The sequence below is a fragment of the Photobacterium frigidiphilum genome (genome assembly GCF_003025615.1).
Lineage (GTDB): Bacteria > Pseudomonadota > Gammaproteobacteria > Enterobacterales > Vibrionaceae > Photobacterium > Photobacterium frigidiphilum.
In genome coordinates this window covers 21,608-43,697 of sequence record NZ_PYMJ01000042.1, presented here as the reverse complement: position 1 = coordinate 43,697, position 22,090 = coordinate 21,608, and the positions used below count along the sequence as shown (strand labels likewise).

The window sequence follows — 22,090 nt, the reverse complement described above, 5'->3', positions numbered from 1 at the left end:
TAATATTCAAGAGGTTATCGATTTTCTGCTAAGCGATATTGAAATCGATTTTTTGGCTGCAGCCTAGTGATACCAAGGGTTACAGAGGAATCTGGTGACAAACCGTTCTTTTAGTCAGAGAACCCTTTTATATACGAACTAATCTTATCATTACCTAACCCCCTCAAAACCCGTAATTATGATGCTTACTGTAATTATCGTAATTACAGTGATATGTTGTAAAAATGTACGGAGGGGCCATTAACAGAAAAGTATACCAATAATTAGTTATTATATTTCAACATATTACTTATCGACTGGTACATTTTAACGCTAATATTACCAGCCGACTTACCACAAACACCCATCGAAAAGCTCATAAGCCGCTTATTCGTAGAGCCATTCATCAGCCTCTTCAAACATTTCTTCTAATAGTTTGCCGACAGCTTCTTTCTCACCTTTTGATGCACTTAACACGGTCAAATTGTTATTGTTCCCTTTGCGTAACCGAATATGTGCCTCTGGCCATCGAGCATGAATGCGTCGAGTAAACTCATTATCTAGTTTGGAGTAACCATTTTTCGGTAATCCTGTTTTATTCACCATCAATTCAATTTTCATACAACACCTTAAATTTAATACTGTATATAATCACAGTGATTATATATACAGTATCATTTAAAGCAACAGCCTTACATCACATATCAGGAAAGTGATTTATCCTTAGTGTTACAGCGTCACAAATAAAGTTATATCTGATGATCTTCACTGATCAAAAAGATCGCGGATAAAGGTTAATGCTCCCCAATGCTCTTATATTGAGCGTAGCGAAATATCCTAAGCCCAATACCCTTAACGTTGATTTAATCGCTCCTGGTGCGTTCTAGTGCGAATATCACTGGGTTCAACGCCCCTTTCCTTCTTACAAAGCGGCTCTTTCTCTGCGAAGGGTTGAAATATATGGGGAATATCCTGTCGGATGACAAGAAGGTGCTGCCACGCGTTCTTTATAGCGTCAGGTTTGAGGAGGGTAAGTTTTTGTTGAACGAGTAGATGACCTCGATGGGGCCCGTTCAATGATGTAATAAAGTTAAGGGGTCGATAATATTGATAATTGAATGGGAGGTACTTAATAGCAGCTTGCTGCGTGCTTTTATTTTAGTTAACTATTTATTTTTATATTTATCTTAATATTTATCTAACTACGTAGTCTTCTAACTTACGCTGGTTATTGAGGTTTTTTATTGGATTACTTTCTAGGGTATATTTCTTGCACTACCTTTAGTGTGAATAAGTTTGTTATCATATTCATATTGGAAACATCAATGGATAAACAGAGGGAGATCACACTTCTAGTGGATAGACAGCAGGGAGTTCGAAGAATATGAGTCATTCAACAAGGTTCAGGCGTGCAGAATCCTCCGCTCTCGCGGATACGTTAAGATCGCTATAATGGGACTTGTTGAGGGTGTTGGTAAGCAGAGAACACCGTAGAGGTCGTATCAGCATAGTCATTGAGTGTGGAGGCATTAAAGATTTGCTGCACACCTTCCATCAAAAGACGTCGAGCCACCCAAAAGAACCGTAACCCTTTTTTCTTCTGTCGCTCTCTTGTCGCAATGATCATCTGACAGATATTGCTATAACGCACCACTTTCAGATCAGAGAAGAAACGCTCGGTAAATTGCTTGAAGGCCGCCGCACTACGCACTGTACCGCTCTTTTGATCGACACACACATTGATGCGTTCAGAATGAAAGTAACCGGCGTGGCCTAAGTGCTGAATCGCTTTTTTGAAGCTGTTCGGGGAAATAAACTCACCAAATCGAAGCGCATAGTCTTCTTGTAACTGATCGTAGCTAATTGTTCTAATGCCCGCTTCTGTCGGTACACCGACACGGCCACCAATCAGATCAGTATTCGGCAAGATACAAGCAAGCACCTTGGCAATAAGACGTCGTGATTGAACATTGTTGGTTGCATCACACCAAGCGTGTAATGAAGGGAATCGATTGGGGTTATCAATGAACTCTTCACACCCTTTTAAAATACGGGCAAATTCCTGTGGCAGGGTTTCAACCTCACCATTTCTCAGTAATCGTCTCGCACGAAAGCCAATCGCAAAGTTAGTGGGTTTATCCTGGGCTTGCAACTTTTGGTTTTCACACTCAACCACATCATGATGCAATTCGATTAACGCTTGCTTGCGTAACTTACGCTTAGCACGGTATTCGGCGTCATACTCGCCTTTAGTCGGCGTGACGGGTGTAAGTTGTGGGCGTGATATTGAGGATTCAGCAAATGCCATGACACACATCCTCAACATAAGTACACAAAGCAAACGCTAAGGCATTATGGTGATAGAAATGGTGTCTGAGTCTTTGAGGTTGCAAAGTGCAACTAGATGGGTTTTTCATAATATTAATTCCAGAATGTTTTAGGTTTGTCTGGGTTGAGAGGCCAAACATTTAGATCACTATAATCAGAATCGATAAAAAGATCAAACACTTGATCTCCAGATACAAAAAAGCCTGAACCCATTCTGGTAAGTTCAGGCTTTTTGCAAATGCTATATAGTCAGGTTCTCACGCCTAACACATTCTATATTTTAGAAAATACACTACATAGAAAACTATGTAGTAACGTGCTATGTAATGCACTTTCACTCTAAAATACTCAATCTATTATAAATAAAATATAGAAAACAACAACTATACTTTACTTTACTTTTCATATCTCTATACATCAAATTGGAACTAATGATGAAAACCAGAACACCTCTCCAAGTATTTGAATATCAGTGTCTTTGTCTTCATAAATTTCATCTTTAAATTTTACATTATAACTTTGTAATAAAATTTTATTTGGTAACCGTTGCAGTACTTTCACTCTCAACAAATCTCCCTGCTTGATCAAGTACATACGACCATCTCTAATATCATTCACAATACTATTAACAGCAATTATTGAACCATCAAGCAAGACTGGACTCATCGAATCCCCTTTAACCAGTACACAAAATATTGTTTCCCTATTATTTTGATAACGAATAAAACGTTGAGGTATTGGTATTAATTCGCGATCAGTATAATCACAATTAATTTCACCATTACCGGCTGAAGCACATACTTCATTGCATAAAGGAGCCCAAAATACAGCAGAATCAGCTTCACTCTGACTTGCAAACAAATCACCAGTCAATAACCAATCAGCGTTAACTTCTAAAATATCAGCTAATAATGATAATTTATCACTTGCTACAGTATTTTTTCCGGTTTCCCACCTTGATACTGCGGCCTTAGTTACCCCCACTTTTTTCGCCAAAAGTTCTTGAGTTAAACCCCTCAATTTTCGTTTATTTTTAATTCTAAAACCTATATTCCTCATTCCTTTATTTTAGTCTTTTATACATTTATGTTTAGCTTATTACACTTAATATTAGCGCTTATAATCTCAACTGTGTTTATATTTTGATTGATATCGCGTAACTTTGCTTTACTTTCAATTTGGTGTAACTTACTATTTGTCATCATGATCATCCATACAGTACTCCTTTCGCAGTACAAAGGACCTGAGTATGACCCAGAAGAAGTACATTACTGTCAGTGTGTTTATCGATGAGGAATGCAATGCGTTGTTAAACGCATCAGCCAAATCCAATGAGCGCGCTAAACGCAAAGAAGCTGGCGTTCGAATTAAAGATCACCTCCTCCGATTCGGCGGGGCTGGTTGGAAAGAATTAGCCAGTACACACAAGAAAGATTGATTTTTTGTGATTGTTGATTCCATTTTGGAATTAACACTATTCGCTCTTTAACAACTTGAAAGCCAAAGAGTGTTGCTTCAATAAAACACTTGGATGGGTTGCCTCAACTACTCGTGCCGCTTCTACTTCATAACTTGAGAAAGTATAGAACGTGGAGGTTAACGAAAATACGCATTGTGAAATGCTGATAAGACCGTAGTCAATGAGACCAAATATGAAGCCCTGTGTGATCACAAAAAAGTTCATAAATGCCACGGCATCAGCACATCCAAAGACGGAAGCGTCTTGGCGGAATTGGTTTATAACTCCGACTAAACCATTCATGTGTGAACGGAGTCTTTACTATCCAATTTAAATCGAGAGGGACTTGATATGAACCATTTACTAAACAAACGCATCACTTACTTGCCAAACAAGCGCGTCAATAACGCGGTACGACTGGCTGTACGCAAGAAGCATTTGATGAGCGCATTTATCGGGACGGTGTTACAAAACACCATATTATTAACAGAATCCACCCATCAGTTAAAAGTAGGAATGCGGTACTCCATCAATAAAGATGGCGCATTGTGCAAAACAAAATCCAGACAAAGAACATGGCCTTACTATGGTTATCACCGCCATTAAAACGTTGTTAGTCAGTATCTGTATTGACCTTTAAACAAGATCAATACACATGCTCTCTATAGAGAAACACGACCCAATAAGCCCGTCATTGATACGCTTAGTCTTAGCTTACACTTACCTAATTTTAGCGTTATCAATGGCGGCATCCTCATTCATCAAGCAAAGGAACCGGTGAGATGGCAATAAAGAATCTGTCCAACGCAATAACAGCACTTCGAACCCAAGTTCGTGCACGACACGGTGCAGATAAACAGGCCCTGTCGATAGCAACTCAAGCCGTAAAAGAACAAGCCCCGTTTACACAAATGATACAGCAAGCATTGATTGGCAATAAAGACGGTAAAACATTATCCAATGTCACCGCCCAATGGGTTAATCAGCAACACAAACCAAAAGGATAGATTCACAATAAAGGAATTGAAAATAATGTCCGTATTAAATCCGATAATTGTTTCAGCGCTAATATTGGCCAGTTCGTCAACGATCGCGGCTGATAACCCTGTATCAGAGAACATCAACAAAGGGGAATATAAAACGACGTTCCCTGCAAACCCAAACGAAGCAACGTCACCATTCCTCGCCGACTTTAAAGTAAAGGTAACGATTAAAAATGACCTGGGTGGAAGTTGGTACATCCTTGATAAACAAGACGAGGGTACACCACAAGAGAGCTATCTCACTAAACCAACACGTCAACCGGATGGGAGCATTAAAAAACTGATGAAAGGGTGGCGCATATGGACTAAGCGCGTATCACCGCAATCCGTAAAACTCTCGATAAAAATATCAAACTTTGACCGAGTCGATACATTCTTGTTAGAAAAAACGCCAACAAACAAAAAACAGTGTCAGACTTTTTTATTAGGAGAAAAATCAGAGGACAACACGACCGTTTGTATCTCTATTCCAACGTCTACGTCAATGAAACAGGAGCAAGGTTTATGGTAGCAATGACGACAATACGTTTGCTCCCGTTTGTTTTCCCTGCACTTCTAATGAGCATGTCACCCAATGTACTGGCAAGCTCATCCGATATATTTCAATTAACCGTCCAGAACAGCGACATGCAGACATCGGTCAATATCGTTAAAAATACACAAGGCGATATCACAATAAAAGACCGAGGTCATATCATTAACAATCCCCCGTATGCCTTTATGTGGACACAGGACTATAACAACTCAACATTCAGCGTGACAGGGTACGGTGATAAAATGCAATTCAACGTAAAGATTGAAACCCAAACATGCACAGAGACCGCCGTGATTGCATTAGAAAAACAAGCATTCACGCTCTGTCATACCAAGCTGTCAATCACACCAATTTCCACCTCGAATAATGCGCTCGATGGGTAATGTCATTGCTGAGCAACGCGAACCCATGACAGTAAACATGAGCAACCTAGCCTTTAATACACACTTGTGTCGCCCTTGTTCGCAAGGGTGTATTTTACAACTTCCACTCAATAACAAAACGCCATATTGATGATGACATTTTGTTATTTATAGGGAGGTCTGAAATGAATAAAAACGAATTTCTTTTAGCTTACCAATCCGCTCCACTTAAAAAAGAAGCCCGTGATACCGCCTATTGCCAGCGACAATGCCAAGCAAGACGACGCATTGAAAGACTCCGTGATGCACAATCCTTTGGCTTGTCACTGGCGGATATTGAGGGAGGAGAAACCCGTGAAACTCGACGTTGATTTATCCGCACTGCATAGTGCGGTCGCAAGAATGACCCTACCGCAAATTACTGCCTCACGAACAACAACTACGAGTCACCCACAAGCCACGCGTTATCACCTTGTGCATATCATGGAGCCTGAAACATCAAACATTGCAGTCAGTACAGCATCTTCGCGCTGGTCTTCCCCGTTAATTCCCGCGCTGTATTGTGTGTTTCTTGCCGAAGAAAGTGAACGCATTCACTTATCGACACAAGACATTGTGGCTCTATTGGTCCGCTTTTATGGCTTTAAGCGTGTACCGCTCGATGACACCGCCATTGAAATTGAACTCTATACCGCTCGTGACGAACATTGTGCTGTCGCGGCAGACATTTTGCAGCAACCACTGTTGAAAAAAGAGGGGTTGCTACAAGCAATAAGAGACTGTTCTCCCATGGGTTTTACGTCGTTTGACGCCTTGATGGAGAGTGAACAGTAACGCAATAAACAAGGGTATAAATATGACGTATTCATGTCCATGTTGCCGCCAATCGATAGCCCCTCCTCCCCTTAATCATTATGACGCCTTCTTTACGTGCTCCCATTGCATGAGCAAATTAACGCATTGTGAGGATGACATAGTAGTCATGGGGGTGGGGATTATCGCCACGATGGCGACAATATTATTGTTTCTAGGGGTCAATCAATTCGCGGCTCTGACGGTAGCCTTATTGATTTATCATTATGTTCGTCCTTCTTGGATAGAACCTTTCTTCCGTTTACGGAGGGTGTATTGAGCCCTTCTGCACAACAAAACCCCAATCTTAAAAACAAATCCGTCTTCAAACATCAAAAAACCGTCATGGGTATCCCCGATACCGTCTTTGTCGCTGCGTTACTGATTGCGCTGTTTGGTGTTGGGATCATGTTCAAACTAACCGGCTGGATAGTGGGTAGCGTACTGAGTATTGCCTGGCTCGCTCTCATCTTTATCCCGCTCCAATCCATTCATAGCAATGATGCTCAAGCATGGCGCATCTGGCTTCGGATGTGGCGACATCCTGGCAAATTAACCGCAACGTATACCGAACCAAAAAAACTCATCGTGTTACGCGGTAACGACGCATTACCCCTTCACTCATTCACCAAGAAAAGGAAACAACAATGAAAAAACAACAACGGTTAGGACTCGCCAGCCTTAGCCTATTACTGGTTTCAACAGCCAATGCCGTCTCTCTTGACCCGCCATCATCGGGGCCTTTTGCTCGCATTGGGGCGTTCTTCCAAGAGCTCGTCGATTTTCTCGGCGGCACAGGAACCATGTTTGTGGTCTTCTGCTCACTGGCCGTTGGCATTGGCTTATGGGTATCGATACCCAAACAAGGTGGGGCGGCATTGGGGTTTGTTTTTCGTGCCTGTATCGGCGCTATTTGTTTATTTGGACTGGGTACATTAATCACCTGGATAAAAAGCTTTTAACACAAGGAGTACAATAAAATGGCCTATCCCTTCAATGCGACCGTACGCACCTACGGTGTGATGGACAATACTGTATTGACCACTACAGGCAGTGTTTTAGGTGCATTGAAATTATCAGGGATAGAGCCCGCATCCGTCAGTGACAATGACCGACAACGGATCACCGCTCTCTTGCGCAATATGTTCCAGCGCCTCCCTGTTGATGTCAGCGTAACGCAATACTATATCCATATCGACAAGGCAAACATTCACCTAAAACCACAATCAAACCCACGCGTAGAATTGGTATCACGCCGACGGGAAACGTTCTTGAATACTCGTCGTGACCTCAATAGTTCGTCACTGTATTGGGTCATTGATGTACCTGCAGAAAACAATTACAACAGTCTGTTTTCGGTAGACCTACTGAAAAACTTGTTTAATGCTCTCTTTGATAGTGATGCTCGCAACACATTAAAGTCAGCCTTCAACCACCATGACAGTATCGTGCTGGAATACCAGTCACTCAAACAGCAAATCAATAAGCTGTGGCAAACCTTAGACGATATTGATATTCGACTGGGGTTTGTCTCCCTGAACAACACCCGCTGCAGTGTCAATGAACTATGGGGATTGCAACGCGCCCTTGTCAACCTCAATACTGATTATCTCCATGCCAAACAAACGGCCCCTGTCGAACGATGGGATACCCTACTGGCAGACGGTGAAATCAACGTCGTCAATATGGACGGTGTCCCAACATTGAAAATTGAAGGCGCAAAAACCGTCTATGCCCGTATCGCAAGTGTGGTCGGCGTTGGCGGGGAATACATGCCCGAATCCGCCTGGTGCGCCGATACGCTTAACCCCGTTCTTGAATCCGGCAACTATCTCTATTTTACCCGATTCAGACCACTGAGCCGCTTTCAACGAGGGCGATTAGTGGACAGTAAAGAGCAGGATATTTACCGCAGCCAGATGCGGGCCACCGATTACATGACCGGTAATTCTTCGGTCATGGCCATTAAAGAGCGCATCAATAGCGATTCACGTTTGAAAGGGTTAATGGATGAACTGGATGATGTCCGTCATAACGCAGACCGGTACGGTATATCAACCAGTTGTATTGTGGTCTTTGATACCGATGTCACCGCACTGAATCAACGTGTTAAACGCCTCAATACGGTATTAGAAAATGCCGATTTTCATTTAATTTGGGAAAGCGTTGGCCTACTCGACAGCTTCTCAAACCTCCTAGTCGGCAACATTGATGCCACACTGCGTGACAGTGAAGTGAATGTCACCCAAGCCGCAGCGATAAGCTTGCCGTTTCGCTCCAACGAGGGACTGCCACGTTGGCCATTAGGCAACCGTGAAGAAGAAGCGGTCTATATTTTTGAAAGTGATGATGGTGTCCCGTTCCACTACACCCCCTTTGTCGGTGATAAATGCTTGGTCATTGGCGTGGGGCCAACCCGAAGCGGCAAGACCTTTGCTAAAAATTGCATTGCCACTCACTTTGCAAAATTAGGCGGTATGTATTGCGCAATGGACATCGATGCCGGTACAGAGCCTATTGCCCGTTTCTTTGGTGACGATGGGGCTATTTTTTGTCTCAAGGATGCCTCAACAACCCAAGGGTTCAACCCGTTTTCAATGGCCAACGACGAGCATGATGACCGTTTTAAGTCGCACATGAGCGGTTTAATTCGTTTAATGCTGCGTCTCAACGAATCACCGGCGTTACAAACCTTAACCGCCAACGAGCAAATTGAAATTAATGAAGCCATCGTCAAGGTTCTGCGCATCACCAACCCTGCCCTACGAAACTTTTCAGGCTTACTCGGGCACTGCTCCCGTGGTGTCCAACAAAAACTGGCGCAGTTTCGCCGTGGCGGCACATACGGCAACTTGTTTGACAATGATATCGATGCGGTAGGGGTACTGGACAAACCCTATTCGGTCTACAACGTGGAAGGGGTGAAAGACTCTCCAGCCTTACAAGAACTGGTCAATGCCGAAATATTCTTTCGGGCTGTGCGGTTGTTTGAAAATCCCACACACCGTGAACGGCCGAAATTTCTAGAAATTGATGAATGCCAATACGTCTTAGCCCGAAAAGGGGCCGCAGAATTTCTGGTTGCCAAAGCACGTACTTGGTTCAAGTGGGGTGGCGGGATGGGCTTTTGGACCCAATCCCCCAAGCACTATAGCAACTTAAAAGAATGGAGCACGCTCATGGCAGCGGCAACCACTTTTATTTTCATGGCCGACGACAACATGGTGAAAGCGGAATACCTGCACGCGTTCCCCTTCCTGACTGACGATGATTGCCACACCATTGCCGGACTCAAAAAGAAACAGAAAATGTACATTATCCAGTCCGATATTGGGGTGCGTAAAGTGGTGAACCTGCATGTGGAATCAGAGCAATACGTGATTGCAACCTCTAATCCCTATGAGGCCAGTGTCGCCAATCGTATCTACGCCGAAGAAACAGATATCGATGTCGCCGTATCCCGTATCTGTCAAACATTGAACAAGGAGGAAACACGATGAAGCTATATGTTGAGCCCGTCACATTGGGAATAGGGCTGGTCGTATTCAGTTTTATACTCCCCCACTTTTTCCAGGAGGAGCAATGCCGTGTCACCTTCGTTAACGAACACGGCGTGAAATACGACAAAACAATCTCTTGCGAGGATGCAGAATCACTAACCGCTTATGTCCCAGGATTAGGCGTAAAGGCAGGTGAACATGAACAACTGTAAATACCGGCTTAAACGGTCTGTACTCAGCCTTCTACTATCGAGTGCCTTGTGGGGGGGACCATTACACGCATCCGGTATTCTAACCATTGATGTGGCAAACCTGGTACAGCAGCTTACCCAATACATGCAGATGATGAAGGAGTATGACGAAATATTACAGCAAACAGGGTTAAGTCAAGATCAACTCATGAATGCACTCCAACAGTATCAACAAATGATGCAGGAATATGAGCACTTGTTACGCCAGGCGGAACGATTAAAAAGCCGGATGGACAAAAAACAATGGGCGCGGTTCTGGAAAGAGGCCAACCAAGCATATCAACACCGTCCCTTTGAGGGGGTTGATATGCGTGCGGCATCATTTGGACTCATTAAAAAGGGGGTTGACGAAGCAGATAGCCGTTATGGTCATGTTGATGATCAACACACCATGCAACAACAGGCCAACGACGTGATCGGTTATGTCCCCGATACGCTCAACCGCTCCTACCAACGCACAAACATGGGTGTTCAACAACGGGTACTGTTATCGCAATATCAACAAGAAAACGCCGACAGCCGCCGCCGTATTCAGGCAACTGATAGTTCTCGCCTGACATTAGGGGATGAAAGTGAGTTGGCCACGCTGCAGCTACTGGTCGAGCAGAACCAAATTCTGATTAGTCAAATGGCACAACTCAATGAAATGCAAGCCGCCCGTTTTGATAGCCTCAACCAGACGGAAAATGAGCACAACGTCAACCGGTACAAGGCTCAAATGAAAAAGATACAGCACGCCAAAGACACCTTACAACAGGGTGTCACCATTGATGAAAGCCCAATGCGGCCATAGGAGGGTCAAATGCTTCATAAAAAATGGCCGATGGCCATTGCACTGCTCGCCCTTACCGTCAGCCTGACGGCAACTGGCTCTCCCGAGGCTTTACGTAACGTCTTTGAAAACACCGTTACCGATTATGTCCAGACGATTTTAGCCGGTAATAATGATGTCTTCGATTTTTCCATGTTACTGATCATGACGTTAGTCATGATATTGGCCTTTCAAGAAATTGCCATCTTCATGATGGACGGTCTCGATATGGAAAGAATAGCCTCAGCGGTGATCATGGTCTTTGCGACCCTCGGCATATGGATAGTCTACCCCACGTTCGTTGATGTCTTGTGGGAAGCGGGGGAAGGATTAAGCCTCTCATTCCAAGAGATTGCCACAGGCAACCGTGATCCCATGTTCCTGTCTAAATGGATGACACATACGTTATCGAGGTTACTCACCGAGGATATCAGTCTGTGGACAGCCGCTATCGATACCATTTTGCTAACAGTCGGCTGGTCCATCACCTCTCTACTTCTGCAATTTGTGATGTACATGGTGGGGATGTGGGCGGTTTGGGGACTGACGCTGGCAAAAGTCATCGGGGTTATCTTTGTTCCGTTTCTTATCTTGCCGCAAACCCGATCACTCTTTGATGGCTGGTTACGCTTTCTGGTGGGGTTCCTGGTACTGCTGATCATTTTACGCATTACCGGTGTACTTGCCGCGCTTACCATGCAAGCCCAGTTTGAATCCATCGGGCTAGCCTGTAACAACCGTGCTCAATTGTGTATTGGTACGTCCGTGCTCACGGGCAGTGGTAATGATTTCGATAGATCAGACTTTATTGTCACTGGCCTACTCGCGGTCCTGTTTGTCTTTAGCAGCTTTGGGTTTGCCGCCGCCCTCTCTAGCGGTGTCGGCGGCGGCAGTAACGGCATTACCCGTTCAGTTGCAGCCCTCGCTAAAAAAGCCGCTACGCTCCTTCTCTAGATAGGAAAAACCCATGACAATGCCCTTACGGTCAGCAGATACGCTGCCCGAACAACTCCCTGCGCCGTTAAAACCCGTTGAAGGACTCCTGAAAGCCGAGCGTAACCGCTGGTTCATCATGAGTCTGGTATTAGGGGGGGCTGTGCTGCTCGCCATTGCCTTTGCCTGGTATGCCTTCGGCAAAGCCAACAATAATAAGGAAATTCTCTACGTCAAGCTGCAACCCAATGGCCAGTGGGATGTGATTAACTACACCGCCCAAGACAGTCAACTGTATTTTAAAACAACGATTGATTCGTTACTGGCAAAATACATCAACAGGCGTTACGCGGTCACGCCGTCCACCATTGCCAGTGACTGGGGCGAAGCCAATGTCTTTTTAGATGAAAAGCTCTCTAAAGACTTCTTATCCCCCGATGGTTTCAATGCCATCGAGAAGGCCGCAAAAATCAGTCAGCTGCCCCGAAACTTCACCACGGTAAAATGGCGGTTCAATGATCACTATGATTCGGTCGAAGGCATACTCAATGGCCAATCATCACCGGTGATACGGACAAATATCTATTTTACTCGCACTGTCACCAAAGACGGTAAAAAACGCCCTGCTGAAAATCTCATGCTCAGTATTCAATGGCGGCTAAACAGCAAAACATGGCTGGAAGCACAAGATATTGAGTTCATTACACTTAACCCCCTTGGTTTGAAAATCATCAGCCAATCCCTGACCAAAGAGCCCGTACTGGAGAAATAACCATGAAAACCGTACTCCCTGTTTTGCTGCTTGCCATGACGGCCTCAACACAGGCCGCCATTTGTGAGCGTGTTCAATACAAGCCCAACAAAATCATCGAAATACAGTCGGCCCTGACGATGGGGACTCGATTACAGCTCCCCGCCAATTTGATATCCAAACCCTTTACGTCAAACAACCAATTATGGGATGTAGAAGGCGCTATCGGGACGAATCAAATTGTCATCAAGCCAAACTCAGATAACGACAACGGAAAGCAAACCATGATTTTTGCTTACACCGATGATGGTATCGCGTATGACATTACCGCCATACGCACCACCCCGAAAAATAACCAACCGTGTGTGGTGGTCAATGCAGGAGGACAAATGTTCACCCCCGAAGCCAGCGCGCAATTAGCAGGATTTGTTGCACGTTCGTATCAACAAGCAGGTGGACTGGATGCACAGGTCGCCACGCTACGCAAACAACTGGTTACCGCGAACCGCAACAACGATGTTGCCAAACAACGGGCAGTACGTGATGCACTGCGTAAATATCGATATCACATTTACACCCGTTATGACTGGAACGACGGTAAAGCCTTTGTCGGAAACAACACCGTGGCCGATGTCTATGATGATGGTCGTTTTACCTATATTCGGCTAGCCAATCCAAACCGTGGCGTCTTGAGTGTCGAAACACAAATAGGCGGTAAGAATGCGATTGCCCCGTCAAAGTACGATGATGCGTATGGCATGTACCGCATTACGGGAATTTACCCCGCCTTTACCCTGCGGGTCGATGATGTCGAAGTCACAATATCGCGTCGTGACAACGCCACACAAGGAGCATCCTAATGGAAACGGGATTACCTGACGATCCTAAACCTGATAAGCCCGTTGAAAAACCGGTGCAATTTAAACAAAAACTCAAAGGATGGGGATTGGCAACTGGCGGCTTAGTTTTTATTGTTCTAGGGCTCATGACGGTCTATGACATTGCCACGCGCAGTAACACCGTTACACCATCACAAGAAAAAAAATCACAAAAGGCCCCCGTCGTAGAGGCGACACCAAGTAACGTCACCGATTTGGTGAATAACCGCATTGCTGACAAACAAACAAAAGCAACCACCCCCGCCTCAAACTCACCAGACGACAATCCATACTTGCCTCAACACTTGGTTTCGGCACTGGCCAGTGTGGCCAATCCGATTGAAGATGCAGAGAATGACTGGAAGGTAGCTGAACTGAGGCGCAGCTTAACGGCCACACGCAGTCAATGGCGACGCTCAGAGCCATCATCAATGCCAACGGCGCGTACCACACAGGCTAAGGCGCAACCTCTTCCGACAATGGAAGAAAAGCGTCTGAATGTCGCACGGCGCATACAGGAAATACAACGCCTGCAAGCCAAACTGCAACGGGGAGATACGTCAAGCGTCGATATTCCACAAACCGAATCGCCTGTGCTGCAAAACCTCAACCGGCAATTCACACCACCACCCACAAACATTGTTGGGTACACCGACAGCAACCAGTACAACGCCAATGTGGACGGTAAGTTGAAATTACCCGTCGGCACACTGATACCTGCGATTACATCAATGAAAACCATCAGTGACTACGCGGGCACACTCAAAGCCATTGTTAGCCAAGATGTGTACGACCTGAACTATGAATATGTACTGGTTCCCAAAGGCTCAGAGGTCATGATCAAGTCAGTCAATGCCAGCAACATCAATGAACCTATTCAGGCCCGCGTAGGACTGACGGTGCAATGGATTATCCGTCCTGACGGCAAACGCATTGATTTGTCCAAATCAACCGGACTGGATCGCGAAGGGGTCGCGGCTATCAAGGATAAAGTCGATCACCACTTTATGGCCCAATTCCTCGGGGTCGCCGCTTATGCCCTGGTCGCCAGCGAAAGCAGTTATGCCGGCTCTGGCTCTAACAATGACCAAAGCTATCTCGGCAATGTCGGCGAGAACGTCCGACAACAAGCCTCCCCACTCGCACAAAAGTATCTGTCGCTGACGCCAACAAAAACTATTCGAGCAGGCCAAAGCATGAACATCATTTTAGAAGATGAGCTGTTCATCGAGCCGTGGCTTGATATTTATAAGGATTATTTATAATGAAACGACTTTTCATCGGGTGCTTACTGTGTATGAGTTTACCCACCATAGCAGCACCCATCCCCCCCGTAGACCCGTTACTGGTTGCTGTTAGAACCGTCTGGGAGCCCGATGTTCGCACGGTTGAAGATGCGACCCGCTGGCTACTTGAACCGATTGGTTATCACATCCAAAGCGATTTCCCCGCACCAACGGCCACCCGCACCCTTCTGGCCAAATCTATCCCTCCCTCTCTCAAACTGCACCGCACCATGCCCGTCATGGACGTACTGCAACTGCTGATTGGGACAGACAACACCGTGATAGTGGACAGAGCAAACCAACTGATAGCATTTGAGAAAGGACAACAACGCCAATGAACAGGACGACTTACCGCCCTCTAACGCTGCTGATAGGGGGCCTGTTATTAGCAGGATGCAGCCAGACGACCTACCGTGGTCATGGTGAATATTTTGAACTGGCAAACCGCAATATCGTCGAGCGTGACCTCTCTGTGCCACGCCAACAATCGGTTGTGAACCCTGCAGTAAAAAAACCGACGGTAAACAAAACAATCATCGCCAATGTCCAGACACCGTCCAATAACAAGCCACTGTCTTTGGTCGAATCCGCTATCGCAGCACAAACGAAGGTAGCCCCCGAGGTCAAGACGGCATCAATCAAGAAAGCAACGTCTAAAACGATAAAACCCGCCAAAAAACAAGCACGGTCCATCACCCCACTAAAAGTATGGCCACGTGAACGCTATATCGATGCCATGAGCCGCTGGCTACACGATGATGGCTTCAACAATATTGCCTGGGAATTACCTGCTGCAGTGATGACCCAACTCAATCAGAAGCCTGAACAATTGATCACCTTGCCTGGCCAATATCGCCAGGCGGTCAGCAAACTGACTAAAACGCTCAACGTAAAAATGTACCTTCACGTTCGCTACTACCCCGAAAAGCTGGCGGCGTTCGTTCCTTGGGAAGGCGATTCCACCCTCATGATGGCGCGGGGCGAGAACCTTGAAATGGCACTCAAAACACTTTCCACGAACTACAACTGGAAATGGATTGCACGCAACCAGCAGGGACAAAGCTATCGGGCAAAAAATAACTACCCGTTCCCTGCGCCTTATCCTATCGCGACCCCCAAGGGTGATATTAGTCAGGCTCTGGGGAAAATACTGGCGCCTTACCCTGTCATTGCCAACTTGCTGGACAACACCCGCACCGTACTCATTATGGATGAAAAATAATGAAAAATTTGTATACCCTGGCGCTGGTTGCCATTGCCCTGAGTGGTTGTGTATCGCAAAGCTATCTCGATACCACGGAAAAAAACACGGCTATCCATCAACAAATTACACAGGCAACCGCTGCTCCCCTCAACCACAAGGTCACGCACATCACCGCACCGCCCATTTCCATTGTGCCGCTCGACACCCAACCGACCATTCCATGGTTACAAACCCCAACATCAATTGGGGTTGATAACGAACCCCTTTCCAACGTGGTTTCACGCATCATGGCCGATACAACGGTTAACATTGCCTTTGATGGCGACGTTGACCCGAACAAGCGCGTGACCTTGGTTTTCAAAGGATCACGCGGCGGTGCACTGGATGCCCTGGCACAACAAATTGATTACGGTATCAAGACGACTCTCGACAAACTGGAAGTTAAAGCCTTTGAATCAGATACCTTCGCCATCACCCTGCCACCGGGGAATTACACGGGTCAACTCGGCTCTCAAGGCACACAGGCCGAAACATCCGGTGAAGAAGGCGGAACACCCCGCATAGAAGGGCAATACCTCAATGTCACCTATGACAATGTGGATGTCTTTAACGATGTTGGGGACGGTATTGAAGCCATTTTAGGCAAAGAAGGCCAAGACAAGGAACTCATTGGCCGAGTACAGGTCTTGCCGTCACTGTCGATTGTCAATGTGCGCACGTCCCCTTCTCGCATGAAACAAGTGCGACGCTTTGTGGCCAGCTATCAGAAAGAGCTCGCCAAACAAACCGTGCTGGACATTCAGATACTGGAATTCAGCTCGAATTTGGGCGAAGAGCGCAGTATAGACTGGAATATCATCAAAGACGTTGGCCAAGGTAGCCTGCAATTTTTTGTACCTGGCACCACCACGGTGTCGCAAGGCGCTGGCTATGGTCTGGCATTTCAGGGCACGGGGAAGTGGGACGGTACAACCGCTTTTATTCGAGCACTGCGCAAACAAGGGTCGGTGGCAGAAGAAACCCCCATCACCGGCATGTTCTTAAATAACCAGCCAGGCACCATCAATCAAATCACCACCACCCCTCTGCTTGATGTGAAAACAACCGCCAATGACAATGTGATCACCAGTGATTTAAAACGCACATCCGTGTCAACAGGTGTAGACATCATGGTCACACCGAACGTGCAGGATGATTTTGTCTGGCTTCGTATCTCGGGGAGATTATCAAAAATCTCCGATGATCGTACCGAAGAGCACAATGACAACACAGTACGCATGCTCACCACGCAAGGCAGTAACATTAATTTCCTCAACAAATTACGGTATGGCCAAACCTATGTCATTGCGTCGGTTAAACAAAAACGCACCCTGGCAGAAAAAACCCAAAACTTTTGGATGGATTGGTTAGGCGGTCAAGGAACCAGCCATACCACGGTTGAAACACTGGTACTACTGACCCCAAGGAGATCAGAATAATGGTAGGGCTCATCCTACCGCAATGCGCTCACTTCACTGACAAAAAAGCCCTCGTGACACACCAACGCCATGATAACGCGTCTTATGAGCGTATCGTGACAACACCTCAACGCCTCACCCGTTATTACGCTCAAGAGCCCGCCGTTTGTGCTGGCGACTATGTGCTCTCTGTAATCACGCTACGAAGCTTTGTGTATATCGAGCGGCTAGACAACAAGACGGCTTATGCCGTCTTTGTTGACGAACAACACGTTTGTCGGGAGCATTGCGGCTCTATTGATACCGTTTATACCCTGTTTGATTACTTTATCAGCCTGGGACACCCGCTTTTTGTCACCCATAACGATGATTATGTGCGGTTTGGCCACGGTATGCCGATTAACCCTGTCGGTGTCAACACGGTACCAGACAGTTACCACCTGGTTGCCACAAGCGACAAGCACAAGAAAAACCGTTTACCCCAACTGGCTTCTTCCTTATCGCTTTCTTTGCTCTTACTCGCAGGCGGCGTCCTCACCTATAAATATCTGGAGCCGCCAGCACGACAGGCTAACGTCCAACCCATCAGCCCCGTCGAGGTGTGGCACAACGCCTTTATCACCAAGACACCGGCAACGGCGGGTTTAACCGACCTCAGTTATGCCCTCAGTTATTTTTATCTGCTGCCAACCGATTGGATGATTGGGGATGTGTCACTAGAAAACAGCACAGTGACCATCACCGTCAAACCCAAAGACAAACAAGGCTTGTTTGCCACACTGGATACCTGGTTAGGTCGTTATCCTGAAATTGCGCTGTTCTTTGACAAAGACACGCGCACCTTTTCGATGCCCGTCAAGGCACAGAACGTACCGACCTGGGCGCGGCTGGGGAATTATCCCACACAATTGCACGATCTCTTGCTCATGATTGGGGCAACCAGCCTCACCCAAAACCAGCAACCGAATATCGGCAAAGTAAAGCAATGGCAATACACGGCGCATTTCGATGAGGTGCCCTTTGCCTTTATGACCACACTGGCCAACGTACTGAAAAACAAACCCGTCTTTATTGATGGCCTCACGGTTTCTCAGGGCAGTTTTTATACCTACATCTCTTTTGATCTGACCTTGACGCTAGAAGGTATTACCGATGAACAATGAACATGACGCCACCAAGCACACCCCGCCGACAAACAGAAAACGCAACGCAGCACTAATAGGCGGTATCACCGTCATCCTTGTCACTGGTGGGATATGGCTATATTCCTTGATGACCGCCCCCACCCGAATACCACAGCAAACACCGTCCTATACCGCCAGTGAGCCCACGTCATGGGTTGAGGAAACACTCCCACCCCCCGTATTCAACGACGAGCCCCCGATTGTGGACATTACCCCACAAGCGATGGATGAAGAGGCGGCGAGTATTCTGCGTTACTCCAATCAATTGTACGTGCAAGAGGTTAGGAAACTGGCCCTCACCGCCCAACAACAGGCTGACAGTGTCAACGACACCGCAGACAATGACGTAACGCCCCTGCATCCAACGATACAGGTCACCTCGCCACAATCTGCCCCTGAACAATCCATCGCGATGACGATCACCGATCAACTCGCCATCAACAGTATTTTTATTGTCGGCAAGCGACGTGAAGCGATAGTGCGTTTGGGGAATGAGTCCATTCCCGTCAACGTGGGCTCACATTTCAATGGCGTGACGGTGCGAACCATCACAGAGAACAGCATCACGTTTGTGGAAAACAAAACACCCATTAAACGCTACCTGACACAGTCACACCCACAACAAACCGCCGTGAAGGAGGCAGAATGAAACTGGTGATTGATGAGACACTGCGCACCTTCTACCACGAAGATGCCGCCAGTCTCTTTTTTGATAATGGCGAAATATGGACGACAAATTTTAACGCTCCCCGCCTCAAACCACTGATTGACTATATTCGCACCACCGCCGACCTCGAAGAGGGACAGTTCTTTGGCAAAACACCTTTTGTCAAAAAAGTCGAAACCTCGGTCTTGGATGCTTACCGCAGCGATTTACACTCAATCAACAAAGACAATATCGTGGAAGAAGATAACTCCGATGTTAAAGACCGACTGTGGTTCATTATGCAAGAAGCGGTCAATCACGGCAGTTCCGATATTCATATTGAAATCTACCGCCATCAAACCGAACTCTATTGCCGTGTAGACGGCAACCGTATTCCGATTGGTGAGCCCATCCCCGATCCCAATTATGGCCGCACCTTGCTTTCCGTTGTTTTCATGGATGTCGCCATTGATAAAGACGACGACTATGTCGAGGGGATCCCCAATGCAGGGCGTATCGAACACTCGCTAAAAGTAAAAGGGATCATGCGTAACACCATTTGGCGGGCCAGCTCTATGCCAGCGAAGGACAGGGGGGGGAAATTATCTCTGCGCTGGATAAACAAAGATGAAGAAATACCGGATATCAATCAACTTGGTTATACCCAAGGGCACGTTGATCAATTCACCAATTTCATCCGTCGCAGCAAGGGGCTGTTATTGGTCTCAGGGGTCGTCAACAGCGGTAAAACCACCCTGATTGCCTCGCTGATAAAACTCAGTAAAACCCTGTACCCCGGTCGCTCTCATCACACCTTGGAAGATCCACCGGAATTTGATTTGGGGGTGATACAAACCCACGTCCGCCCCAATCAAAAAGTGTCAGATAAAAGTGACGAATACCTGGATTTCCGCTTCTTTGGCAAGGTCATGCTGCGTCAAGACCCTGATGTCGTCTCATATGGTGAACTGCGGGGGCATGATGTGGCCATGCAGGCGTGCCGAATGGGGGACACCGGTCAATTGGTATTAGGGACGCTGCACACCTCTAATGCCGTGGGCATTGCGGGCACCATGATTAAACAATTCAAGGTCGATGCAGCCGTTGTCGCAGCCCCTGACTTGATGTGTTTATGGGTGACACAAACGCTGGTCAGAACCTTATGCCCACACTGCAAAATATCGCACGAAAACGCGGCCGAGTATTATCACAGCATCAGCGACGATGAAGAATATCTACGCGGTCTCTCCACGCTCAAAGAACATATCGAGGATGACACGTTCCTCGCTCCCGTTTATTGGCGTAATCACAGCGGGTGTGAACATTGCAAGAAAGGTGAAAAAGGGCTAACGGCCATTTTGGAAATGATTGTTTTCGATGATGAAGATCGCCGGTTCATTGTCAATAACGATTACCTCGGGTGGGAAGATGCATTGAAACGCAAAGGCTATCAGGAGCTCAAGGACCATGCTTTAACCAAAATCCAACAGGGCATGATTGACATCAACACGGCCACTGACCGTATTCCCACCCTCAAAACCACCGATACGCACACCGTATACCACTCTTTACTGGAGCATCATGATGCGCACCAACACGCCCCCGAAACCGAAAAAAATACGTCGGCTTCGACCCAAAAAGCAGATCCGGTTACTGCGTAACATTTTACCGCTGGCCAAAGCCAACATGACACAGAAAGACATTGCCTTACGCCTACGGGATTATGGGATCAAAACCGATATCGTGATAGGTCAAGCTGCCTTAAAAAGTATTGGGGTCGGGAAAGGGTTTACTAACGGGATCAAACCTTGGCTTGATCCCCTTGCCTGGGAAGCCTTGCTGGCAGGTGAAAAAATAGGCAACTGGCACAAAGGGATCAACGATGCCCTCATCACGTTAAGAATGAGTGACAGCATGGGATCGCAATTGATCCTCGTGATGCTCAAACCCATCGGCATTATCGCCGCCATGTTAGCCGGTTACATGGGTGCTCACCAATTGTTCTTCCCCAAGATTGCCGCCTTGTACCCGATAGACAAATGGCCAGTATTGGCCGTGAATGTCGATCAATTTGGTGGCTGGCTCCTGACTTGGGGGGTTGGACTGTTAACGCTTACCTTCCCTATTTTTACCCTCGTCTTGCTGTCGCTCTCGCGACTGACTGGTCCCTACCGCCAGAGACTCGATACATGGCCTATCTATCGCCAATACCGTTTACTCCAAGGCAGTACCCTACTGCGTTCAATGGGAAATCTGTCACTGGCAGGGTTCAACCTGAAAAGCGCGATACTGAGTAGCAAAAAAAACGCGAATCGCTATCTCGGCTTTCATTTAGACCAAGTTCGTCATCATTTAGGGCAAGGAAAGCGCAACATCGGGGACTTACTTGATACGGGACTCTTTGACCCCGCCGAACAAAGTGCCATCAAGGTACTGGGTGAAAAAGGCGACTATGGGGAAACTCTGCTCAGCAGTGCCGATATTATCCAAGAACGCTTGTTGTTTGAAATCGACATCGTCCGCAACTGGGGCACAAACACACTGATGCTCATCGGCGGTTTACTTTCATTTGGTCTCATCGGCGGCATCGTCATGCTGATGTTCGATTTGGCCACCAATATTCGTTAACAC

At 46.6% G+C, this 22,090-nt stretch carries 26 protein-coding genes; 23 read left to right on the top strand and 3 right to left on the bottom strand.

Translation table 11 applies throughout. The annotated features are described in order from the left end of the window. Nucleotides 1-366: 366 nt before the first annotated feature. The 3 genes from C9J12_RS25840 to C9J12_RS25830 form a co-directional block, all read right to left on the bottom strand. On the bottom strand, nucleotides 367-600 hold the full coding sequence (locus C9J12_RS25840; RefSeq protein ID WP_107245408.1) for a DinI-like family protein: 234 nt from the start codon (nucleotides 598-600) through the stop codon (nucleotides 367-369). An 826-nt stretch (nucleotides 601-1,426) separates the two neighbouring features. Then, entirely contained in the window at nucleotides 1,427-2,287 is an 861-nt protein-coding gene (locus tag C9J12_RS25835; RefSeq protein WP_227876463.1) for a hypothetical protein, read from the bottom strand. A 437-nt stretch (nucleotides 2,288-2,724) separates the two neighbouring features. Further along, entirely contained in the window at nucleotides 2,725-3,366 is a 642-nt protein-coding gene (locus C9J12_RS25830; RefSeq protein WP_107245404.1) for an XRE family transcriptional regulator, read from the bottom strand. A gap of 190 nt (nucleotides 3,367-3,556) precedes the next feature. Here C9J12_RS25830 and C9J12_RS25825 point away from each other — a divergent pair, with 190 nt between their 5' ends. The 23 genes from C9J12_RS25825 (at nucleotide 3,557) to C9J12_RS25715 (ending at nucleotide 22,087) form a co-directional block, all read left to right on the top strand. After that, nucleotides 3,557-3,745 (top strand): TraY domain-containing protein, encoded by a 189-nt coding sequence (locus tag C9J12_RS25825; protein ID WP_107245401.1) that lies wholly within the window; start codon nucleotides 3,557-3,559, stop codon nucleotides 3,743-3,745. A 372-nt stretch (nucleotides 3,746-4,117) separates the two neighbouring features. Further along, nucleotides 4,118-4,372 (top strand): hypothetical protein, encoded by a 255-nt coding sequence (locus C9J12_RS30530; RefSeq protein WP_146150115.1) that lies wholly within the window; start codon nucleotides 4,118-4,120, stop codon nucleotides 4,370-4,372. A 176-nt stretch (nucleotides 4,373-4,548) separates the two neighbouring features. After that, nucleotides 4,549-4,773, top strand: coding sequence for a hypothetical protein (locus C9J12_RS25815; RefSeq protein WP_107245396.1), 225 nt, complete (start codon nucleotides 4,549-4,551; stop codon nucleotides 4,771-4,773). Between the two features lie 25 nt (nucleotides 4,774-4,798). Further along, on the top strand, nucleotides 4,799-5,320 hold the full coding sequence (locus tag C9J12_RS25810; protein WP_107245394.1) for a hypothetical protein: 522 nt from the start codon (nucleotides 4,799-4,801) through the stop codon (nucleotides 5,318-5,320). Then, a complete protein-coding gene (locus tag C9J12_RS25805) occupies nucleotides 5,314-5,727 on the top strand; it encodes a hypothetical protein (RefSeq protein ID WP_107245392.1) in 414 nt (137 codons plus the stop codon). Before C9J12_RS25810 ends, C9J12_RS25805 begins: the two co-directional genes overlap by 7 nt. A 164-nt stretch (nucleotides 5,728-5,891) precedes the next feature. Continuing rightward, the gene (locus C9J12_RS25800; protein WP_107245389.1) at nucleotides 5,892-6,077 is read left to right on the top strand and encodes a hypothetical protein; all 186 of its coding nucleotides are present in this window, start codon (nucleotides 5,892-5,894) and stop codon (nucleotides 6,075-6,077) included. Further along, entirely contained in the window at nucleotides 6,061-6,540 is a 480-nt protein-coding gene (locus C9J12_RS25795; protein ID WP_107245387.1) for a hypothetical protein, read from the top strand. Before C9J12_RS25800 ends, C9J12_RS25795 begins: the two co-directional genes overlap by 17 nt. A 294-nt stretch (nucleotides 6,541-6,834) precedes the next feature. Next, nucleotides 6,835-7,209: a hypothetical protein gene (locus C9J12_RS25790; protein WP_107245384.1), complete on the top strand. Its 375-nt coding sequence runs from the start codon at nucleotides 6,835-6,837 to the stop codon at nucleotides 7,207-7,209. Beyond that, on the top strand, nucleotides 7,206-7,520 hold the full coding sequence (locus C9J12_RS25785) for a hypothetical protein (RefSeq protein ID WP_107245382.1): 315 nt from the start codon (nucleotides 7,206-7,208) through the stop codon (nucleotides 7,518-7,520). The genes C9J12_RS25790 and C9J12_RS25785 overlap by 4 nt, the downstream gene beginning before the upstream one ends. Nucleotides 7,521-7,538: 18 nt before the next feature. Beyond that, nucleotides 7,539-10,058 (top strand): VirB4 family type IV secretion system protein, encoded by a 2,520-nt coding sequence (locus tag C9J12_RS25780; protein ID WP_107245380.1) that lies wholly within the window; start codon nucleotides 7,539-7,541, stop codon nucleotides 10,056-10,058. Then, nucleotides 10,055-10,270, top strand: a complete 216-nt coding sequence (locus C9J12_RS25775; RefSeq protein ID WP_107245377.1) for a hypothetical protein — start codon at nucleotides 10,055-10,057, stop codon at nucleotides 10,268-10,270. The genes C9J12_RS25780 and C9J12_RS25775 overlap by 4 nt, the downstream gene beginning before the upstream one ends. Beyond that, nucleotides 10,257-11,102, top strand: a complete 846-nt coding sequence (locus tag C9J12_RS25770) for a hypothetical protein (RefSeq protein WP_107245374.1) — start codon at nucleotides 10,257-10,259, stop codon at nucleotides 11,100-11,102. The genes C9J12_RS25775 and C9J12_RS25770 overlap by 14 nt, the downstream gene beginning before the upstream one ends. A gap of 9 nt (nucleotides 11,103-11,111) precedes the next feature. Beyond that, entirely contained in the window at nucleotides 11,112-12,074 is a 963-nt protein-coding gene (locus C9J12_RS25765) for a type IV secretion system protein (RefSeq protein WP_107245371.1), read from the top strand. A gap of 13 nt (nucleotides 12,075-12,087) precedes the next feature. After that, on the top strand, nucleotides 12,088-12,825 hold the full coding sequence (locus C9J12_RS25760; protein WP_107245369.1) for a VirB8/TrbF family protein: 738 nt from the start codon (nucleotides 12,088-12,090) through the stop codon (nucleotides 12,823-12,825). Nucleotides 12,826-12,944: 119 nt separating this feature from the next. Next, the gene (locus C9J12_RS25755; RefSeq protein WP_407675703.1) at nucleotides 12,945-13,664 is read left to right on the top strand and encodes a hypothetical protein; all 720 of its coding nucleotides are present in this window, start codon (nucleotides 12,945-12,947) and stop codon (nucleotides 13,662-13,664) included. Continuing rightward, nucleotides 13,664-14,947, top strand: a complete 1,284-nt coding sequence (locus tag C9J12_RS25750; RefSeq protein ID WP_227876462.1) for a TrbI/VirB10 family protein — start codon at nucleotides 13,664-13,666, stop codon at nucleotides 14,945-14,947. Before C9J12_RS25755 ends, C9J12_RS25750 begins: the two co-directional genes overlap by 1 nt. After that, entirely contained in the window at nucleotides 14,947-15,306 is a 360-nt protein-coding gene (locus C9J12_RS25745) for a hypothetical protein (RefSeq protein WP_107245364.1), read from the top strand. The genes C9J12_RS25750 and C9J12_RS25745 overlap by 1 nt, the downstream gene beginning before the upstream one ends. Beyond that, nucleotides 15,303-16,190 carry a hypothetical protein gene (locus C9J12_RS25740; protein WP_107245362.1) on the top strand — a complete coding sequence of 296 codons (888 nt, stop codon included), beginning with the start codon at nucleotides 15,303-15,305 and terminating at the stop codon, nucleotides 16,188-16,190. The genes C9J12_RS25745 and C9J12_RS25740 overlap by 4 nt, the downstream gene beginning before the upstream one ends. Then, nucleotides 16,190-17,650, top strand: a complete 1,461-nt coding sequence (locus C9J12_RS25735; RefSeq protein WP_107245359.1) for a hypothetical protein — start codon at nucleotides 16,190-16,192, stop codon at nucleotides 17,648-17,650. The genes C9J12_RS25740 and C9J12_RS25735 overlap by 1 nt, the downstream gene beginning before the upstream one ends. Then, the gene (locus C9J12_RS25730) at nucleotides 17,650-18,792 is read left to right on the top strand and encodes a hypothetical protein (RefSeq protein ID WP_107245356.1); all 1,143 of its coding nucleotides are present in this window, start codon (nucleotides 17,650-17,652) and stop codon (nucleotides 18,790-18,792) included. The genes C9J12_RS25735 and C9J12_RS25730 overlap by 1 nt, the downstream gene beginning before the upstream one ends. After that, a complete protein-coding gene (locus C9J12_RS25725; protein WP_107245353.1) occupies nucleotides 18,782-19,462 on the top strand; it encodes a hypothetical protein in 681 nt (226 codons plus the stop codon). The genes C9J12_RS25730 and C9J12_RS25725 overlap by 11 nt, the downstream gene beginning before the upstream one ends. Beyond that, complete coding sequence (locus C9J12_RS25720) at nucleotides 19,459-21,120, top strand: GspE/PulE family protein (RefSeq protein ID WP_107245350.1); 1,662 nt, start codon at nucleotides 19,459-19,461, stop codon at nucleotides 21,118-21,120. Before C9J12_RS25725 ends, C9J12_RS25720 begins: the two co-directional genes overlap by 4 nt. Continuing rightward, complete coding sequence (locus tag C9J12_RS25715) at nucleotides 21,041-22,087, top strand: type II secretion system F family protein (RefSeq protein ID WP_107245347.1); 1,047 nt, start codon at nucleotides 21,041-21,043, stop codon at nucleotides 22,085-22,087. The genes C9J12_RS25720 and C9J12_RS25715 overlap by 80 nt, the downstream gene beginning before the upstream one ends. The last annotated feature ends 3 nt before the right edge of the window (nucleotides 22,088-22,090 follow it).

Coding starts and splice junctions, on each gene's coding strand:
- C9J12_RS25840 (WP_107245408.1), bottom strand. CDS start 600: ATGAAAATTGAATTGATGGTGAATAAAACAGGATTACCGAAAAATGGT.
- C9J12_RS25835 (WP_227876463.1), bottom strand. CDS start 2,287: ATGGCATTTGCTGAATCCTCAATATCACGCCCACAACTTACACCCGTC.
- C9J12_RS25830 (WP_107245404.1), bottom strand. CDS start 3,366: ATGAGGAATATAGGTTTTAGAATTAAAAATAAACGAAAATTGAGGGGT.
- C9J12_RS25825 (WP_107245401.1), top strand. CDS start 3,557: ATGACCCAGAAGAAGTACATTACTGTCAGTGTGTTTATCGATGAGGAA.
- C9J12_RS30530 (WP_146150115.1), top strand. CDS start 4,118: ATGAACCATTTACTAAACAAACGCATCACTTACTTGCCAAACAAGCGC.
- C9J12_RS25815 (WP_107245396.1), top strand. CDS start 4,549: ATGGCAATAAAGAATCTGTCCAACGCAATAACAGCACTTCGAACCCAA.
- C9J12_RS25810 (WP_107245394.1), top strand. CDS start 4,799: ATGTCCGTATTAAATCCGATAATTGTTTCAGCGCTAATATTGGCCAGT.
- C9J12_RS25805 (WP_107245392.1), top strand. CDS start 5,314: ATGGTAGCAATGACGACAATACGTTTGCTCCCGTTTGTTTTCCCTGCA.
- C9J12_RS25800 (WP_107245389.1), top strand. CDS start 5,892: ATGAATAAAAACGAATTTCTTTTAGCTTACCAATCCGCTCCACTTAAA.
- C9J12_RS25785 (WP_107245382.1), top strand. CDS start 7,206: ATGAAAAAACAACAACGGTTAGGACTCGCCAGCCTTAGCCTATTACTG.
- C9J12_RS25780 (WP_107245380.1), top strand. CDS start 7,539: ATGGCCTATCCCTTCAATGCGACCGTACGCACCTACGGTGTGATGGAC.
- C9J12_RS25775 (WP_107245377.1), top strand. CDS start 10,055: ATGAAGCTATATGTTGAGCCCGTCACATTGGGAATAGGGCTGGTCGTA.
- C9J12_RS25770 (WP_107245374.1), top strand. CDS start 10,257: ATGAACAACTGTAAATACCGGCTTAAACGGTCTGTACTCAGCCTTCTA.
- C9J12_RS25765 (WP_107245371.1), top strand. CDS start 11,112: ATGCTTCATAAAAAATGGCCGATGGCCATTGCACTGCTCGCCCTTACC.
- C9J12_RS25760 (WP_107245369.1), top strand. CDS start 12,088: ATGACAATGCCCTTACGGTCAGCAGATACGCTGCCCGAACAACTCCCT.
- C9J12_RS25755 (WP_407675703.1), top strand. CDS start 12,945: ATGGGGACTCGATTACAGCTCCCCGCCAATTTGATATCCAAACCCTTT.
- C9J12_RS25750 (WP_227876462.1), top strand. CDS start 13,664: ATGGAAACGGGATTACCTGACGATCCTAAACCTGATAAGCCCGTTGAA.
- C9J12_RS25745 (WP_107245364.1), top strand. CDS start 14,947: ATGAAACGACTTTTCATCGGGTGCTTACTGTGTATGAGTTTACCCACC.
- C9J12_RS25740 (WP_107245362.1), top strand. CDS start 15,303: ATGAACAGGACGACTTACCGCCCTCTAACGCTGCTGATAGGGGGCCTG.
- C9J12_RS25735 (WP_107245359.1), top strand. CDS start 16,190: ATGAAAAATTTGTATACCCTGGCGCTGGTTGCCATTGCCCTGAGTGGT.
- C9J12_RS25730 (WP_107245356.1), top strand. CDS start 17,650: ATGGTAGGGCTCATCCTACCGCAATGCGCTCACTTCACTGACAAAAAA.
- C9J12_RS25725 (WP_107245353.1), top strand. CDS start 18,782: ATGAACAATGAACATGACGCCACCAAGCACACCCCGCCGACAAACAGA.
- C9J12_RS25720 (WP_107245350.1), top strand. CDS start 19,459: ATGAAACTGGTGATTGATGAGACACTGCGCACCTTCTACCACGAAGAT.
- C9J12_RS25715 (WP_107245347.1), top strand. CDS start 21,041: ATGATGCGCACCAACACGCCCCCGAAACCGAAAAAAATACGTCGGCTT.